Source organism: Pseudomonas sp. KNUC1026 (assembly GCF_021650705.1).
Lineage (GTDB): Bacteria > Pseudomonadota > Gammaproteobacteria > Pseudomonadales > Pseudomonadaceae > Aquipseudomonas.
Map to the genome: position 1 here is coordinate 5053389 of NZ_CP087138.1, position 15123 is coordinate 5068511.

A 15123-nucleotide genomic window follows, 5' to 3' on the forward strand; every position below is an offset into this window, starting at 1 on the left:
CCGCTGCGGTGCGCAATGGCCAGTGCCGCGATCCAGGCCAAGGGCAACCAGAGCAGATACCAGTGTTCATTCAGGGCGAGAACACTCCGCCGCCCTCGGTCAGGCCGCTACTAATGCCGAAAATCAACCATGTACTACCCAGCACCAGCAGCGGCTGGTGCCGAAGCTGCAAGCCGCACCTCAATGCGACCAGCTGCACCCCTGCCCATGGGATGAAGCCGATAATACCCAAGTAGTACAGTGCGCCCAGTGCAAAGTTGTGCGGCTCGGCCAGCATGTAACCAACGTTCACATCGACCACCAGCTCGGCATCGTACCCATGCCCCTTCCACGGATGATCGGCAATGTGGCCAGCCACGATTTTCCATATATCGAAGCGATATGAGCTACCGCGGCTCATCAGCTCCTGATGAAACACCAGGAATGTCAGGGCGCCAGCTACCAAGCCTGCCAACAGCAGGCCAACGCTGCGTTTGTCCCTGTTCACCAGCGCCATCCACCCCACCGCCAGCGATAGCGCCATCAATGGTGTGCGAGAGCCTGTAGCGAGAACTGCGGCAAATGTGATCAGGGCACCTGCAGCACACCAGGCGAAAGTGAAGGGGTTACGCTCGCTCAAGCACCGGTAGAGCCAATAAGTACAGAAAAAACCGAAGAGGTGCGCGCTCAATAGCGGATTGTCGAAAGCTCCGCCGCCGACAAAGCGCGTTTCAACGGTGGGGTAGGCAACATAACTGACAAGAAACTCGGCTGTGAACAGCGTTGTGACTGTCGCTGCAATCTTCACGAGCGCCGGCAGGGCTTCGAGACGGTGTCGGGCAATCAGTGCAAGAGCAGGAAAAAGCAGCAGCATTAGCAGTGGGCGCTTCGCCAGGCTTGTTGCACTGTCAGTGGTGTCGCTCCAGGCAATGCTTGCCACCGCCCACGCGGCCAAGCCAAGTGCCAGCAACACGATCGGCTCGCGCAGTGCTACCAATAACTCACGGGGCCGCAGGAGCAAAGCCACAAGTGTAGGGAGTGCCAGGAACAGGTAATAGAGAGTTTGCAGGGGCCCGCGACCCGGCAGTACAAACATGCCGCAAAGGAAGGCAAGCAGCCCGAAGGGCAATATCCATTGCGTTATGGCATCGAAAGCCCGGTCGGCGTAAACCCTCGGTTGGCTGGCTGGCATGTCTTGAAAGCTGTCCTGTAACCCGTTGCGAAGGCGCGATGTTAACGGTATGGCGCCCGCACTGCCACGTCCAACCGACCTGTGCTGTGTTAAAGTGCGCCATTTCCCCAGCCAAGCAGTTGTTCACTCCATGTCCGAAAGCCCAGCCAGCGCCAGCCCTTCGAGCCTGAAGATTTATTTCCGGCTGTTAGGTTATGTCCGGCCGTATATCGGCCTTTTTCTGCTCAGCATCGTAGGCTTTCTGATCTTCGCCTCCACTCAACCGATGTTGGGTTACGTGCTGAAGTATTTCGTCGATGGCCTGTCCGACCCGAACGCTCGGCTTTTCCCAAGCGTGCCGATCCTTCGCGACCTGCAACTGCTGCAGGCGGTGCCGCTGCTGATCATTGTGATCGCCGCCTGGCAAGGCATAGGCTCCTACCTGGGCAACTATTTTCTGGCCAAGGTTTCACTGGGCCTCGTGCACGACCTGCGTGTGCAGTTGTTCAACAATTTGCTGACGTTGCCCAACCGTTACTTCGACCGTAACAACTCTGGCCACCTCATCTCGCGCATCACTTTCAACGTCACGATGGTCACTGGCGCTGCCACCGACGCGATCAAGGTGGTCATCCGCGAAGGCATGACCGTGGTGTTCCTGTTCGGCTCGCTGCTGCTGATGAACTGGCGCCTTACGCTGGTCATGGTTGCCATCCTCCCGCTGATCGGCTTCATGGTGACCCGAGCCAGCCGCACTTTCCGCAAGCAGAGCAAGAAGATTCAGGTGGCCATGGGGATGTCACGCATGTGGCGTCGGAAACCATCCAGGGCTACCGCGTGGTGCGCAGTTTCGGTGGTGAAGCCTACGAGCGGGAACGTTTTGAGGCTGCCAGCCAGAGCAACACCGACAAACAACTGCGCATGACCCGCACCGGCTCGATCTACACCCCCATGCTGCAGCTGGTGATCTACAGCGCCATGGCGGTGCTGATGTTCCTGGTGCTGTACATGCGCGGTGATGCATCCGCCGGTGACCTGGTGGCCTACATCACTCTGGCAGGCCTGTTGCCCAAGCCGATTCGCCAGTTGTCCGAAGTGAGCTCTACCGTCCAGCGCGGCGTGGCGGGTGCCGAAAGCATCTTCGAGCAGCTCGACGAGCCGTGCGAAGTCGACCACGGCAACGTCACGCGTGAGAGCGTGAATGGCCGGCTGGAGGTTCAGGGGCTGGACTTCACCTACCCCGGTACCGACAAGCAGGTGCTGCATGGCATCAGCTTCGTTGCCGAACCCGGGCAGATGGTTGCGCTGGTCGGGCGCTCAGGCAGTGGCAAGTCCACCCTGGCGGCGCTGATCCCGCGCTTCTACCAGCACGGCCAGGGGCAGATCCTGCTCGATGGCGTCGACGTGCAGGACTACACGCTGCTCAACCTGCGCCAGCACATCGCACAGGTTACCCAGCAGGTCACCCTGTTCAGCGACACCGTGGCACGCAATATCGCTTACGGTGATCTCGCCGATGCCCTCGCGAGGACATCGAGGCCGCCGCCGAGGCTGCATTCGCCAAGGGCTTCATCGATCAGTTGCCGCAAGGTTTCGACACGCCTGTGGGCGAAAACGGTGTGCTGCTCTCCGGCGGCCAGCGCCAGCGCCTGGCCATCGCCCGTGCACTGCTCAAGAACGCCCCCTTGCTGATCCTCGATGAAGCCACCTCGGCACTGGATACCGAGTCGGAACGGCATATCCAGGGTGCGCTGGATCAGGTCATGAAAGGCCGCACAACGCTGGTGATCGCGCACCGGTTGTCCACCATCGAAAAAGCCGATCTGATCCTGGTGATGGATCAGGGGCGCATCGTCGAGCGGGGTACACACGCTCAGTTGCTCACGATGAATGGCTACTACACGCGCCTGCACGCCATGGGGCTGGAGGAGCCTGGCAGCGAGCCAGCCATCTGAGGGGCATGCTGCCAGTATTCGCATCCGGCCGCGGACGCTGCCGATACCACTGCTCGATAATAAGGCCATAGCCGCTTTGCTAGTGTCCCGGTTTCGCAACGAACCGAGGACACTGCGATGCTGCAACGCTTCGTATGGAAGCTGCTGCCCAAGGCGCAGCGTACTTTTCTGCTCCACCGCCTGTCAGTGATCGACCGCCAGGTCGTCAACCGTGCGATGTCGGCCAACATTCGATTCCCCTCAGCCTTTACTGACAAACACTGCCTGTTCATCCCAGTTTCCTGGTCAATGGCCTGGGGCGGCTGGCCATGGATTTCATCGGGCGGCACGAGAACCTTCAGGAAGATTTCGCAAGTGTCTGCCGCCACCTCGATATCACGTCGACGCTGCCCACGCGCAACGTTTCACTCGAGCGCCAGGTGCCCAGTGCGCTGGAAGTCGCCAGCACCACAACGCGGGAGCGGATACGTCAGGTCTATCGCCGCGACTATGAGTTGCTTGGCTATGAATGACCTATCCCAGGCAGGCTTCATCCACCCCTTCGCTCTTACCGTACAGCCCTGGCAGCGGGCTGCGCTCAAGGGGCAGCGTGGCCGTTGTATCTGGCTGACCGGTTACTCTGGCGCCGGCAAGTCGACCCTTGCAGTCCACCTCGAAATGGCGTTGCTCAGCCGCAGCCAGCACACCTTCGTGCTCGATGGTGACAACCTGCGGGCGGGCTTGTGCCAGGATCTGGGCATGGGCCCGGAAGAGCGCCGGGAGAATATCCGCCGCATGGCCGAAGTCGCCCGCCTTATGGTGGACGCCGGGTTGATTGTGATCGTCGCGGCGATTTCACCGTTCGAGGCAGACCGGCAGGCCGCTCGTGCGCTTTTTGCCGAGCATGAATTTTTCCTTGTGCACGTGAGTACATCGCTCAAGGAGTGCGCTCGGCGGGACCCCAAGGGCCTGTACCGGGCAGCCAGGGAAGGCCGAGTACGGCAGTTCACCGGGGTCGACAGCCCTTACGAGGCCCCTGCGGGCGCTGATTTCGTGATCGATACCGCCGCGCTGCCGCTTGAGCAGGCCACGTCTCGGTTGGTAGCGGCGTTGCAGGCAGGTTGAAGGGGGCTGTCGGGCCGCTGGCTGGGCTGTGCTGATATCCCGGCCCTGTTCATTTTGTAGATGGGTTGTTCCATGAAGTTGTCGATGCCGCGTTTCGAGCAGGCCCCGGTCCTGGTGGTTGGCGATGTGATGCTCGACCGCTACTGGCATGGCGGCACTTCACGCATTTCGCCCGAGGCCCCGGTGCCGGTGGTGAGGGTCGAGCAGATCGAAGACCGCCCGGGCGGCGCCGCCAACGTCGCGCTCAACATCGCCGCCCTCGGCGCGCCCGCTGCCCTGGTGGGCGTTACCGGCGAAGACGAAGCCGCCGAAAGCCTGCTCGCCAGCCTCAAGGCTGCCGGTGTGCGCACCGGCTTCCAGCGCATCGCCCACCAGCCCACCATCGTCAAGCTGCGAGTGATGAGCCGCCATCAGCAACTGCTGCGCATCGACTTCGAAGAGCCTTTTGCCACCGACCCCGTGCACCTGAGCGCCGAAGTCGACGCCTTGCTCGATGGCGTCAAGGTGCTGGTGCTGTCCGACTACGGCAAGGGCGCATTGAAGAACCACCAGGAGCTGATCCAGGCCGCCCGTGCGCGCAACATTCCCGTGTTGGCCGACCCCAAGGGCAAGGACTTTTCCATCTATCGCGGCGCCAGCCTGATTACCCCCAATCTGAGCGAGTTCGAGGCCATCGTCGGCCGCTGCGCCGACGAGGCGGAGCTGGTGACCAAGGGCGCAGGCCTGATGGCTGATCTTGAACTGGGGGCGCTGCTGGTGACCCGTGGAGAGCACGGCATGACCCTGCTGCGCCCGGGCCATCAGGCGTTGCACTTGCCGGCCCGCGCCCGCGAAGTGTTCGACGTGACTGGCGCCGGCGATACGGTCATCTCCACCCTGGCCGCGTCGCTGGCCGCCGGAGAAGAGCTGCCCCATGCCGTGGCGCTGGCGAACCTGGCCGCCGGGATCGTGGTCGGCAAGCTCGGCACCGCCGCCATCAGCGCGCCTGAGCTGCGCCGTGCGATTTCACGGGCCGAGGGGTCCGAGCGTGGCGTGCTGACGCTTGAACAACTGCAACTGGCCATCGAAGACGCCCGCGCTCACGGTGAGAACATCGTCTTCACCAACGGCTGCTTCGATATCCTGCACGCCGGCCATGTGACCTATCTGGAGCAGGCCGCCGCCCAAGGCGACCGGTTGATCGTGGCGGTCAACGATGATGCGTCGGTGAGCCGCCTGAAGGGCCCAGGCCGGCCGATCAACAGCGTCGACCGGCGCATGGCCGTGCTGGCAGGCCTGGGCGCTGTCGACTGGGTGATCAGCTTCGCCGAAGGCACCCCGAGAAGCTGCTGGAGCAAGTGCGCCCTGACGTGCTGGTCAAGGGTGGCGATTACGGCATCGACCAGGTGGTCGGCGCCGACATCGTCAAATCCTACGGCGGCGAAGTTCGTGTGCTGGGGTTGGTGGAAAACAGCTCCACCACTGCGATCGTCGAGAAAATCCGCAGCCGCTGACCGGTTGGCCACCCGGCGCGGTTCACAGCTTGTGCCGCGCCAGCCTGATCAACGCCTTGGCCTTCGTCGCCACCTTCTTCAGCCCGCTCTTGCGCACCGCCGGCACTTCCAGGCCCTGGCGGTGCAGCCAGTCTTTCCACTTCACTCGCTCCTCGCGCACCACCCAACCTTCCTGGCTGGCGAAGCTTTCGGCCAGGAACAGCCCGCGCGTGGGCGCGGCATGCAGCTCTCCCTTGCGCAAGGTGTAGAGCTCCGGCAGGGGGTTACCGCCTTCCAGCGGAATGAGGTAGAGGTCGGGCCGTCTGCGGCTCAGGCGGGCCACCAACTGGTCATTCTCCAGCCGCTCGTCCACGTGATAGAGGCTCAGGCCCTTGGCTTCCTTGGGCACTTCCAGGCGCAGGTCGTAGACCAGTTGCAGCGAGGCTGTTGGCAGGTGGACGTACGCTCGCGGCTGCTCGATCAGCGCTTGGGCACCGCAGAGCACAGTGCGCGCGGCACCGGCTTTGGGAATCAGGTCGAAGCTCGGAGTTTCGCGGTACTTCAACGCCCCGGCATAGGCATCCGGCAGCCAGGTGTCCTTGAAGCGGCCGTTGAGCCAGCCGCTCGGCGTTTCCAGCAGGCACTCCTCTGCCACTTCCTGCACGGCAGTGTGCAATGGCAGGTTCAACTCATGGGCTGGAACGTAGCCGGAGATCAGCTTGAGCACCACGTCGCCACGGTCTTCGCGGCGCTGGCGCACCAGCACCCAGTAGTCGCGGCCTTGCCAGGCCAGAGTGAGGCGCACTGAAACGCCCAGGTTGGCAAGCTCGGTAGAGAATTGCTCTGGGTCGCCGATCTGGATGGGTTGGCGGCGCTCGAGGGTTTGCGCGAAATTCTGCGGCATGCCCACGCTCTGGTAGGCCAGCGCCTGGGGCGTGGCCTCCACGAACAGCGGTAGGGTCTTGAAGTTGCCAGGGTTCTTGCGGATCAACGTTTGCGGCATACAGGGTCCTTGGTCAGGGCGCCGGGCCGCTCGCGATCATCGGCCGGCAATCACGGCGGCGGCCGTAGCCACATTGTGTGCCAAGTGCACGGGGTTGATGGTCCCGACGATAGCACTGGTGACCCCTGGCTCGCCAAACAGCAACTGGAAGCTGGCGCGTACCGGGTCTTGCCCGGCCAGACAGGCATGCCCGCTGGCCAAAGCCTTCTTCACCAGAATGCCCTTGCCATGTGACAGGGCATGGTCGATCACCGGGCGCTCCGCGCGCTCGTTCAGATTGTAGGTGACCATGGCGCAGTCGCCGCGTTCAAGCGCAAGCAGCCCACCCTCTACGGTTTTGCCGGAAAACCCGAAGCCCAGCAGCTTACCCTCGCGCTTGAGCTCGGCCAGCGTCTCGTACACGCCTTCCTCCTGCAGGATCCGCAAATCCTGGCCATCGGAGTGCACCAGCACCAGGTCGATCCGGTCGGTTTCCAGGCGCTTGAGGCTGCGCTCCACCGAGAGCCGCGTGTGGGCCGCGCTGAAGTCGAAGCTGGACTGGCCGCCGACAAACTCTTCGCCCACCTTGCTGACGATCACCCACTCATCGCGCTGCCCCCGCAGCAATGGGCCGAGGCGCTCTTCGCTCACGCCGTAGGCAGGTGCAGTGTCGAGCAGGTTGATGCCCAGCCCGTGGGCCTGGCGCAGCAGCATGCGGGCTTCTTCGTCGCTTGGGATGGTGAAGCCGCTGGGGTATTTCACGCCCTGGTCGCGGCCGAACTTCACCGTACCCAGCCCCAGAGGTGAGACCAGCGGGCCGTTGGCGCCGAGGCGGCGATGGTGCGCGTGCAGTGTGGGCAGGCTCATGGCAGCAGGGCCTCCCAAGGGGCCTGGCCCAATGCCGGCCGGGGCAGCTCGGGCAGGGCCGGGTGGGGCTGGGGCTGGATGCCGTCACGCTCGAGCGCGGCGAAGACCCGGTCGGAGAAGTCCGGTGCCAATGCGAGCTTGGTCGGCCAGCCCACCAGCAGGCGGCCCTGGTCGGCGAGGAACGCGTTGTCGGGCGTACCAGGCCGGATTGTGCAGGCTCCGCGCGGTCAACGCGAAGGGTGGCCCAGTGCAGGCCGCTCTGGTCGAGCCAGGGCATCAGGTCGGCCAGCTCGCGTTGGGCGGCGGCAATCTGTTGCTCCGGTGAGCGTGCCACTGCATCACCCTCGGCGATATCGCCACCCAGGTACCAGACCCATTGGCCGTCAGCGGCTGGGTGCGTGGTCACCGTGATACGCGGCTTCGGCCCGCCGCCCAGGCAGTGGGCGTACAGTGGTTTGAGCGCAGCGCCCTTGGCCAGCACCATGTGCAACGGCCGGCGCTGCATGGCCGGCTCCTTCACCTCAAGAGCGGCGAGCAGGCTTGCCGTGCCTTCGCCGGCGCTGAGCACCACACGCTGGGCGCGAATAGCGCGGCCATCGACGACCAGGCCCGTGAGCTCGCCGCTTTCATGCAATGCCGTAATGTGTTCGCCGCGCAGCAGGCTACCGGCACCCAGCTCGGCCAGGCGGGCTATCAGGCTTGGTGTGTCGACCACGAGCTCCGCCAGGCGATAAACCTTGCCTTTGAATTTGGGATGCTGAAGCGCCGGCGGCAACTGGTCACCCTTGACCGCGTCAACGCGGCCGCGCACGGCCTTGCTCGCGAAAAAGCTGGTGAGGTTACCGGCCAGGGTGCCCGGCGACCACAGGTAGTGCGCGTCCGACAACAGCCGCACGGGAGAAAGGTCCAGCTCGCCATTACCAGCCAGCGCCTCGCGCCAGCGCCCCGGCATTTCGGCAATGGCCTCGGAGGCACCCGTAAGGGCGCCATGCAGGGCGTACTTGGTACCGCCGTGGATGATGCCCTGGGATTTCAGGCTCTGCCCACCGCCCAGGGTGGCGTTTTCCACCAGCACGGTCGAGTAGCCGGCGCGGCGCAGGCGGGCGTTGAGCCAGAGCCCGGCGATACCCGCGCCAACGATCAGCACGTCTGTGGAAACAACCTCGGCCATCGGGCACCTCGTTGGGGGACAAAGGCGCGAGTATATCAACCTAGTGCCCGGAGGATTGCGAGAAGAGCTGGATCACCAGCACCCCGCTCACGATCAGGCCCATGCCGGCGATGGCTGGCAGGTCCAGCCTCTGGCCGTAGACGAACACCGCCGCCACGCTCACCAGCACGATCCCCAGCCCCGACCAGATGGCGTAAGTCACCCCCACCGGAATCTGCCGCATCACCAGGGTCAGCATGAAGAACGCGATGCCGTAGCCCAGCACCATCAGCAGCAGTGGCAACGGAGTGCTCAGGCCTTTGACCGCCTTCATCGACAAGGTGGCGATCACTTCGGCGCAGATGGCGATAACCAGGTAGTAGTAGGCAGTCATGAGATAACCCTCTTCAGTACGGGCCAGTGAATGAGGTGATTCTCCCGCTCGGCTCAGATGCGGTAAAGTCATTACCTATCTGGTTTGGAGATAGATTATGGCGCTGCGTTGGACGTTGGAGCAGATCGAATTGTTCGTCGCCGTAGCCGAGCAGCGCTCGTTCTCGGCGGTCGCTCGGGACAGGCGCAAGGCGCAGTCCGCCATCAGTGCGGCGGTGGCTACGCTTGAGGATGACCTGGGTGTGCAGCTGTTCGAGCGCAGCAGCGGCCGCCAGCCCCAACTCACCGAGGCTGGCGCCACGTTGCTGGAGGAGGCGCGGGAGCTGTTAAGGCAGAGCGAACGCCTCGACGGCCGCGCTGCGGCGTTGCTACGTGGCCAGGAGCCCAGATTGTGCCTGGCTCACGATGAGGCCATGCCCTACCAGCCGGTGCTCGACAGCCTGGCAGAGCTCGCCGACCGCCACCCCTTGATCGAAGTGCAACTGGCAAGCGCCGCCCAAGGTGCGGTGGTGGCCCGTTTGCTTGCGCGGGAGGCGGACCTTGGCCTGGCCTTCAGCCACGAGCGCATGCCGCAGGCGCTGGAGCGGCGGGCGCTCGGCAGCGTGGAGATGGTCACGGTGTGCCCGGTGGGCCATCCGCTGACGGAGGTTGCCAGCGTCACCCGCCGTGAGCTGGCCCGGCATCGACAACTGCTGATGGCGATGCCGGGCAGCAGCTACGCGGGCGGGGAGCAGATCAGCCCGCAGGCCTGGCGCGCCGACAGTTTCTACGCCATGGCCGAATGGCTCATGCGTGGCCTGGGCTGGGCCTGGCTGCCACGGCATGTGGTGCAATACCCGGCCTACCTCGGGCGGATGGTGGAGCTGCGCAGCGACTGGGTGCCGCCGGCACTGGTGGTGGAGTTGCTGTGGCGTCGCGACGAAGCCCTCGGCCCGGTCGCCAGTTGGCTGGCACAACGTTTCGCTGCGCATCTGCGCGCGATCGGCTGACCGGCTGAGGTACACTCCGCGGCCATGAACAGACACTTCTATACCCTGATATTTACCCTGGCACTGCCGCTGATCGCCCTGCGCCTGTGGCTGCGCGGGCGCAAGGCGCCAGCCTATCGCCAGCGCATCGGCGAGCGCTTCGCCCTGGGCCTGCCACCGTTGCCCACTCAGGGCATCTGGGTGCACGCAGTGTCGGTAGGTGAAAGCATCGCCGCCGCCCCCTTGGTGCGTGAGCTGCTGGCGGAATATCCCGAAATGCCAGTCGTCATGACCTGCATGACGCCTACCGGCTCCGAGCGCATCCGCGCGCTGTTCGCCAGCGAGCCTCGCGTGCACCACTGCTACCTGCCCTATGACCTGCCGTGGATGGTGCGCCGTTTTCTCGACCACATCCGCCCGCGCCTGGCGGTGGTGATGGAAACCGAGCTGTGGCCCAACTACGTCGACGTGTGCGCTGTGCGCGGCATTCCCATGGCGTTGGCCAACGCTCGCCTGTCGGCACGTTCGGCCAAGGGTTACGGGCGCTTTCCCACGCTCACCCGGCCAATGCTCGGCGCGCTCAAGCTGATTGCCGCCCAGACCGAAACCGAGGCCGAGCGTTTTCGCCAATTGGGCGCGCGCCCGGACTGCGTGCAGGTCACGGGCTCGATCAAGTTCGACCTGAAGATCCCCGGCGGCCTCGCCGAGCAGGCGAAGCACTTGCGCGAGCAATGGCAGGCCAGCGCGCGGCCGCTGTGGATAGCCGCCAGCACACATGCGGGTGAAGACGAGTACGTGCTGGCAGCCCATCGCCTGTTGCTGCAAAGCTGCCCGGATGCGCTGTTGCTGCTGGTGCCGCGCCACCCGGAGCGTTTTGATGACGTCCATCGCCTGGCCATGGCCGAGGGCTTCGCCTGCGTGCGCCGCTCAAGCGGCCAGATGGTGCAAGCCGATACCCAAGTGATGGTGGGTGACACCATGGGCGAGTTGCTGTTTCTCTACGCCGTGGCCGACATCGCCTTCGTCGGCGGCAGCCTGGTGCCCACCGGCGGCCATAACCTGCTGGAACCGGCGGCCCTGCGCCGCCCTGTCTGAGCGGCCCACACCTGTTCAACTTCCTCGACATCGCCGCTCAGCTGCGCGAAGCCCAGGCCCTGCGAGTGGTGGAGAACGCCGAGGAACTGGCAGAGGCTTTGCGCGAGTTGATCGAGCTGCCACAAGCCGCCGAGCGCATGAGCGTGGCGGGGCTTGAGGTGATGCGCGCCAATCAGGGTGCGCTGGGCAGGTTGGTGGCGGCGTTGCGCGCGGTCGGCCCGCCCGTCTGAGGCTTGAGCAGCTCGCGGGCCTTCTCCTCCAGGTCAGGCGGCAGGAAGTCCTTGTCCGGATTGTAATCGGCCTTCAGATAGCGCCCCAGCGCCTCCAGGTCCTGAGGGCTGAGAGTGCCTGCCGCCTGCTTGAGCCGCAGGTTGTCGAGGATGTAGTCGTAGCGGCTGTTGTTGTAATCACGCACCGAGGCGAACAGCTGGCGCTGCGCCTGCAGCACATCGACGATATTGCGCGTGCCCACCTGGTAGCCGATCTGCGTGGCCTCCACCGAGCTCTGGTTGGAGATGATCGACTGGCGCCGCGCTTGCACCTGCTCTACATCGGTGTTCACGGCCCGGTGCAGGTTCCGGGTGTTTTCAACCACCTGCCGGCGCAACGCCTCGCGCTGATATTGCGCCTGGTTCAGGCGCTGGCTGGCCTCGCGCACCTGCGAGCTGGTGAGGCCGCCGCTGTAGAGAGGAATGTTCAGGCGCAGGCCGATGGTCTGCTGGGTCACATCGCTGCCATAGCGCTGGCCATCACGCGGAGCAGGGTTGGAGAGCTGGAAGTTATCGTTGTCGCCACGCTGGTATTCGGCCACTGCGTCCAGCGTAGGCGCGTGCCCGGCCTTGCGCTGGCGCAGGGTTTCCTCGGCGGCGTCGATGGCGTGGCTGGTGGCCTGAAGGTTGAGGTTCTGCTGGGCGGCGGTGTCGACCCAGGCGCGGGCGTCGTTGGGGACCGGCGCCAGCACCGGCAATGTGTGTACAACACCTTGCAGCGCGTTGTAGTGGCGGTTGGTCAGGGTTTCGAGCGCCTGGAACGCGTCTTCGACCTGGCGCTCGGCGCTCAAGCGGCTGGCGCGCGCGGTGTCGTAGCTGGCCTGGGCCTGGAGCATGTCGGTGCGGTCGGTCAGGCCCACCTTGAAACGCTCGCTGGACTGATCGAGCTGATACTTGAAAGCGTTTTCTTCAGCGCGAGCGGTGGCCAGGGCATCCTGAGCGCGCAGCACCGAAAAGTACCCTTCGGCGCTCTGCAGGATCAGGTTCTGTTCAGTAGCCGAGAGCTCCAGTGCTGCCTGCTCGTCACTGGCGTGCGCTGCCTTGAGCTGAAACCAGCGGTCGGCGCGAAACAGCGGCTGGCTCAAGGTTGCGCGCCAGCTGGTGCCGCTGCGGCTGGCGGTCACGTCCTGGCCGCTCACCGGCACGCTCTGGCGGCTGTCGTTCACATCCGCACCAGCGGAAAGATTAGGCAACAGCCCGGCGCGGGCTTGCGGCACTGCTTCACTGCGCGCGGCGTAATCGGCACGGGAGGCGGCCAGGTCAGCGTTGTTGCCTGCCGCTTCGCGGTACACGCTCATCAGGTCGGTCTGGCTGGCCAACTGCCCTTGCGCCCAGGCGAGCGAACTGCCCAGCACGCCCATCGCCAACAGCCAGCCACAATGCTTGAACATCCCTTCGCTCCCTGATGAATGCCGGCTGAGTATACGAACCGGCGCCTTTTCCGACCACGGGCAGTGCGGTTATATCCTTGGCGTTGGCCAAAAGGCCGGCACTTGGCTACACTCCCGGGCAGTTCTTGTCGGGGTGCCTCATATGAGAGGCTGAGATCGGATATATCCGGATCCCGTTGAACCTGATCAGGTTGAAGCCTGCGTCAGGGAACAAGATTGCTCGCTTCCCGGCGAGCCCTCTTGTGTTGGGCCCGGGATGCGTATTCACGCCTTTCGTGCCTGGCACGCCGCTGCCGCGCCCGCTGTCCTTCAGGTTCATCCCCGGCTCAACCAACCGTTGGAGAGCCTGCGATGAGTCAAAAACAACAACAGATTGCACTGAGCGAATCGGCCCAGGTCGATGAGCAGTCCGTCAAACCCTTTCCCCGTTCGCAGAAAGTCTACGTGCAGGGCTCGCGCCCGGACATCCGCGTGCCGATGCGCGAAATCAGCCTCGACACCACCCCCACCGACTTCGGCGGCGAGATCAACCCGCCGGTAATGGTCTACGACACCTCTGGCCCCTACACCGACCCCAGCGTGCAGATCGATGTGCGCAAAGGCCTGGCCGACGTGCGCTCGGCCTGGATCGACGACCGTGGCGACACCGAGCGCCTGGCCGGGCTGTCCTCGGACTTTGGCCAGCAGCGCTTCGCCGACCCGGCGCTGGCTGCCTTGCGTTTTGCCCACGTCAACAACCCGCGCCGCGCCAAGGCCGGGGCCAACGTGTCGCAGATGCACTATGCGCGCAAAGGCATCATCACCGCCGAGATGGAATACGTCGCCATCCGCGAGAACATGAAGCTGCAAGAGGCCAGGGCGGCCGGGCTGCTCAAGGAACAGCACGCCGGGCACAGCTTCGGCGCCAATATCCCGAAGGAAATCACCCCGAGTTCGTGCGCGACGAGATCGCCCGCGGCCGCGCCATCATCCCGGCCAACATCAACCACACCGAGCTCGAGCCGATGATCATCGGCCGCAACTTCCTGGTGAAGATCAACGGCAACATCGGTAACAGCGCGCTGGGCTCCTCCATCGAAGAGGAAGTGGCCAAGCTTACCTGGGGCATTCGCTGGGGCTCGGACACGGTGATGGACCTGTCCACCGGCAAGCACATCCACGAAACCCGTGAGTGGATCATCCGCAACTCGCCGGTGCCGATCGGCACCGTGCCGATCTATCAGGCGCTGGAAAAGGTGAACGGCGTTGCCGAAGACCTCACCTGGGAGCTGTTCCGCGACACGCTGATCGAGCAGGCCGAGCAGGGGGTGGACTACTTCACCATCCACGCTGGCGTGCTGCTGCGCTATGTACCGCTGACCGCCAAGCGGGTGACCGGCATCGTCAGCCGCGGCGGCTCGATCATGGCCAAGTGGTGCCTGGCGCATCACCAGGAGAACTTCCTGTACACGCATTTCGAAGAGATCTGCGAAATCATGAAGGCCTATGACGTGAGCTTCTCGCTGGGCGACGGCTTGCGCCCCGGTGCGATCGCCGATGCCAACGACGCGGCTCAGTTCGGCGAACTCGAGACGCTGGGCGAGCTGACCAAGATCGCCTGGAAGCACGATGTGCAGTGCATGATCGAAGGCCCCGGCCACGTGCCGATGCAGCTGATCAAGGAGAACATGGACAAGCAGCTCGAATGCTGCGACGAGGCGCCGTTCTACACCCTCGGCCCATTGACCACCGACATCGCCCCAGGCTACGACCACATCACCTCCGGCATCGGCGCCGCGATGATCGGCTGGTTCGGCTGCGCGATGCTCTGCTACGTGACGCCCAAGGAGCACCTGGGGCTGCCGAACAAGGACGACGTCAAGACCGGCATCATCACCTACAAGATCGCCGCCCATGCCGCCGACCTTGCCAAGGGCCACCCGGCGCACAGATCCGCGATAACGCCCTGTCCAAGGCGCGCTTCGAGTTTCGCTGGGAAGACCAGTTCAACCTTGGCCTGGACCCGGACACCGCGCGGGCCTACCACGATGAGACGCTGCCCAAGGAGTCGGCCAAGGTCGCGCACTTCTGCTCGATGTGCGGGCCGAAATTCTGCTCGATGAAGATCACCCAGGAAGTGCGCGAATACGCGGCCAGCCAGAAGATCGACAGCGTCGATGTGACGGTCGAGCAGGGCCTGCGTGAACAGGCCGAGCGCTTCAAGAGCGAAGGCAGCCAGCTTTACCACAAGGTGTGACCGTGGCCCGGCGGTGGGGAGAGCCCGCCGCCGGGGGCGTCACCGCATCGTTCGACCGAGACCGACATGAACCCGAATCTCATTCCCCTAA

10 protein-coding genes, 7 pseudogenes and 1 riboswitch are annotated in these 15123 nt (G+C 64.3%); of the genes and pseudogenes, 11 read left to right on the forward strand and 6 right to left on the reverse strand.

All coding sequences use genetic code 11. The features are described 5' to 3' along the window. Positions 1–70: 70 nt before the first annotated feature. On the reverse strand, positions 71–1171 hold the full coding sequence (locus LN139_RS23760; protein ID WP_236357505.1) for an O-antigen ligase family protein: 1101 nt from the start codon (positions 1169–1171) through the stop codon (positions 71–73). A 265-nt stretch (positions 1172–1436) separates the two neighbouring features. Here LN139_RS23760 and LN139_RS25010 point away from each other — a divergent pair. The 6 genes and pseudogenes from LN139_RS25010 to hldE all read left to right on the forward strand — a co-directional run. Continuing rightward, a pseudogene (locus LN139_RS25010) lies at positions 1437–2158 on the forward strand (ABC transporter permease); the annotation flags it as partial. A gap of 288 nt (positions 2159–2446) precedes the next feature. Continuing rightward, positions 2447–2842, forward strand: coding sequence for an ATP-binding cassette domain-containing protein (locus LN139_RS25015; RefSeq protein WP_268944888.1), 396 nt, complete (start codon positions 2447–2449; stop codon positions 2840–2842). Further along, positions 2770–3105, forward strand: coding sequence for an ATP-binding cassette domain-containing protein (locus tag LN139_RS25020; RefSeq protein ID WP_268944793.1), 336 nt, complete (start codon positions 2770–2772; stop codon positions 3103–3105). Before LN139_RS25015 ends, LN139_RS25020 begins: the two co-directional genes overlap by 73 nt. 117 nt (positions 3106–3222) lie before the next feature. Further along, positions 3223–3617: pseudogene (locus LN139_RS23770) on the forward strand (sulfotransferase family 2 domain-containing protein). Further along, the gene (gene cysC / locus LN139_RS23775) at positions 3610–4209 is read left to right on the forward strand and encodes an adenylyl-sulfate kinase (protein WP_236357507.1); all 600 of its coding nucleotides are present in this window, start codon (positions 3610–3612) and stop codon (positions 4207–4209) included. Before LN139_RS23770 ends, cysC begins: the two are co-directional and overlap by 8 nt. 72 nt (positions 4210–4281) lie before the next feature. Next, positions 4282–5702: pseudogene (gene hldE, locus LN139_RS23780) on the forward strand (bifunctional D-glycero-beta-D-manno-heptose-7-phosphate kinase/D-glycero-beta-D-manno-heptose 1-phosphate adenylyltransferase HldE). A 22-nt stretch (positions 5703–5724) separates the two neighbouring features. On the opposite strand, the gene LN139_RS23785 reads toward hldE, so the two are convergent. From LN139_RS23785 to LN139_RS23800, 4 genes and pseudogenes are all read right to left on the reverse strand, one after another. Then, positions 5725–6684, reverse strand: a complete 960-nt coding sequence (locus LN139_RS23785) for a metal ABC transporter ATPase (protein WP_236357509.1) — start codon at positions 6682–6684, stop codon at positions 5725–5727. A gap of 36 nt (positions 6685–6720) precedes the next feature. Further along, complete coding sequence (locus LN139_RS23790) at positions 6721–7530, reverse strand: aldo/keto reductase (protein WP_236357512.1); 810 nt, start codon at positions 7528–7530, stop codon at positions 6721–6723. Continuing rightward, positions 7527–8701 (reverse strand): annotated as a pseudogene (locus LN139_RS23795) (NAD(P)/FAD-dependent oxidoreductase). Before LN139_RS23795 ends, LN139_RS23790 begins: the two are co-directional and overlap by 4 nt. Positions 8702–8741: 40 nt before the next feature. Continuing rightward, a complete protein-coding gene (locus tag LN139_RS23800; protein WP_236357514.1) occupies positions 8742–9074 on the reverse strand; it encodes a DMT family transporter in 333 nt (110 codons plus the stop codon). 97 nt (positions 9075–9171) lie between these two features. On the opposite strand from LN139_RS23800, the gene LN139_RS23805 reads away from it, so the two are divergent. Continuing rightward, entirely contained in the window at positions 9172–10062 is an 891-nt protein-coding gene (locus LN139_RS23805) for a LysR family transcriptional regulator (protein WP_236357516.1), read from the forward strand. Positions 10063–10086: 24 nt separating this feature from the next. Beyond that, positions 10087–11366 (forward strand): annotated as a pseudogene (waaA, locus tag LN139_RS23810) (lipid IV(A) 3-deoxy-D-manno-octulosonic acid transferase). Here the strand turns inward: waaA and LN139_RS23815 are convergent. Further along, positions 11309–12766, reverse strand: coding sequence for a TolC family outer membrane protein (locus LN139_RS23815; protein ID WP_236360590.1), 1458 nt, complete (start codon positions 12764–12766; stop codon positions 11309–11311). The pseudogene waaA and the gene LN139_RS23815 sit on opposite strands and share 58 nt — an antisense overlap. Before the next feature lie 149 nt (positions 12767–12915). Further along, a riboswitch (TPP riboswitch) is annotated at positions 12916–13023 on the forward strand. A 250-nt stretch (positions 13024–13273) separates the two neighbouring features. On the opposite strand from LN139_RS23815, the pseudogene LN139_RS25960 reads away from it, so the two are divergent. From LN139_RS25960 to LN139_RS25965, 3 genes and pseudogenes are all read left to right on the forward strand, one after another. Continuing rightward, positions 13274–13387 (forward strand): annotated as a pseudogene (locus tag LN139_RS25960) (hypothetical protein); the annotation flags it as partial. A 224-nt stretch (positions 13388–13611) separates the two neighbouring features. Continuing rightward, positions 13612–14852 (forward strand): annotated as a pseudogene (gene thiC, locus LN139_RS23820) (phosphomethylpyrimidine synthase ThiC); the annotation flags it as partial. 42 nt (positions 14853–14894) lie between these two features. Further along, complete coding sequence (locus LN139_RS25965) at positions 14895–15032, forward strand: hypothetical protein (protein WP_442964461.1); 138 nt, start codon at positions 14895–14897, stop codon at positions 15030–15032. The last annotated feature ends 91 nt before the right edge of the window (positions 15033–15123 follow it).